Here is a 2,088-nt window from a genome sequence, read left to right as displayed (position 1 = left end):
AAGACTTAATAGAAGGGATTGAATTGGCTATGTTAGAAGTTACTCAAAAAGATATTCGCAATTGGTTTACTCACTGTTGCTACTGTACCTCATAAGTCAGAGAATTGCTATAATTGCACCCAAGGAAACCTGAGCGCCGCCACTATAACCGATAAAAGTAATTGGTATCTTACTGGCCAAGGGATAATCATTGTGTAGTAATGCCTCAGGAATCACTCCCGCCGAACCCTGATTAAAAATTGGTCCGTAGCGATCATCGGCCGAAACCACGATCTTAAATAAATTCCGCAGATTGATTAAAGCCATTACACCGTTATGCCCTTTCTGACCGTTTGTTTCCACCCATTGCCAGAAACCGGCTAGAGGGCGCTCGGAATCGGTTAAGGCGCGATTAGTGGTGGAATAGGGCATAATATTGCCGACGATCCGCACTTGCGTCGGTAAAACCCCGTATAGTTCGGCCAGAAAATTTTGGGCGTAGGGTTTCAAGCGAGTGGACTCCTGACAGATGCCGTCGAGTTGACACTCCCCCGCTAACCGCGGAGCGCGGTGTAGCAAGGGATTCTTGATTCATAGGCTCTTGACTAGATCGAACAGATTTAACTGAACGACCCCCGCCAGACCGCCTCCGCAAGCGTTTTCTAATGGGACTTAGGCGTTTTCGGTCAGCAAAAAAGGCTCAAACCATTACGGGACAAAGGGTTAACCTCGATTTATGATTTTCCTTGATCTATCTGGGTTTCAGCGATTTTGGGCTTCTCGAAGTAAATCCCAAGCGGGGATTGGAGTTGAGGCTTTTCTCGATTTGTTTTTTGTCTAAGTCCCACTAATACGGTCAGTCCGACCGCATTTTTTCCTCGGTTCTCGATTACCTTCGCCGATGCCGTATCTCTTGGTTCAATGTGACCGCAAGAATCACACCGGTGAACTCTTTCCGATAACGACTTTTTGCCAGTAATCGCACCACAATTCGGACACTCCTGGGAAGTTCCGTTTTTATCGACTTTAAGATAATATTTCCCCCGTTTCCAAGCGACAAACGGTAATATCTCGTTAATAAAACTACCGATGCCCGAATCCAGAGATTGTTTTCTGACGATACCCCTAGACCAAGAAACGAAGTTAATATCTTCAACGAAAATATTATCAGCGAGATCGCAAAGGTAATGACTTAATTTAAAGTGCCAATCTCTACGAGTATTAGACACTTTTTCGTGTAATCTCGCTATCTTCTCTTGGAGTTTCAACCAATTGCTAGAGCCTTTGACTTGATGTTTCAAGCGTCTTTGTAGCAATTTAAGCTTACTCTGTACTTTCAACAAAAATCGAGGGGCTTTGATTAAATCTCCCCGTGAAGTAGCAACAAAACTTTCAATTCCCGCGTCAATTCCTAAACAGGTCTTCCCCACTGTCATATCGGGAACTAATTCCGTAGATTGGAAAGAAACCAAAACGTAAAATCCCGACGCTTTGCGGATAATTCGAGCTTGTTTAGGCTCAAACCCAGACGGGTACTCCCAGGGTAAGAGCATCTCAATTAGGCTTGACAAAAGGCTTTCAGCACAGCCATCATATAGTTATTATCCATGGCCGCCCGTTGACTTTTTTGTGCCAGACTACGTCGGTAAGTGGATTCCTGGTTAAGAGCGTTAAGTGCTACTCGTCTCAAGAAGGCTCCCATTACGAGGGCTGTGACCAGAGCGAATCCGACATTGATCCTCATTAAAAGTAACATCTAAAATCCAATGAGCCTGATTTTCAATGCCCCAATGTTTACGAATAGCATTACCTATTTTTTGAGCATCAGCAGGGAGAGAACTGAGATAAAATTGGACTTCACAAGTGGTTTTATGACCAGGATGACGAACTCGTTTAACCATGATATAGCGGTTCTCACACCTGTGTGGCACAGTTAAACCTTTGCTAATTAAGCTTTTCAACATCGATAATGTACCTCTTGCGAACAGGAAACGCTATAATACTTTGAAGTCCTTGCCATTGAGCCTGTTGATAAAGACCGCCGAAAGCTTCTAAAGGTACAGCCCAACACCAACGTTTTTCGAGGCGATGATGACCTTTTTCCAGACG

1 protein-coding gene and 2 pseudogenes are annotated in these 2,088 nt (G+C 44.2%); all 3 read right to left on the bottom strand.

Translation table 11 applies throughout. The features are described 5' to 3' along the window. Positions 1–96 precede the first annotated feature (96 nt). Positions 97–558, bottom strand: coding sequence for a hypothetical protein (locus tag H6F92_RS00330; RefSeq protein WP_242029939.1), 462 nt, complete (start codon positions 556–558; stop codon positions 97–99). 155 nt (positions 559–713) lie between these two features. Then, positions 714–1,517, bottom strand: a pseudogene (locus H6F92_RS00325) (RNA-guided endonuclease InsQ/TnpB family protein); the annotation flags it as partial. A 20-nt stretch (positions 1,518–1,537) separates the two neighbouring features. Continuing rightward, positions 1,538–1,877: pseudogene (locus tag H6F92_RS26920) on the bottom strand (ISAs1 family transposase); the annotation flags it as partial. Between the last annotated feature and the right edge of the window lie 211 nt (positions 1,878–2,088).

The sequence above is a fragment of the Microcystis wesenbergii FACHB-1317 genome, assembly GCF_014696875.1.
Taxonomy (GTDB): Bacteria; Cyanobacteriota; Cyanobacteriia; order Cyanobacteriales; family Microcystaceae; genus Microcystis; species Microcystis wesenbergii_A.
The sequence above is the reverse complement of the archived record's forward strand: the minus strand, read 5'-3'. Positions and strand labels throughout refer to the sequence as shown.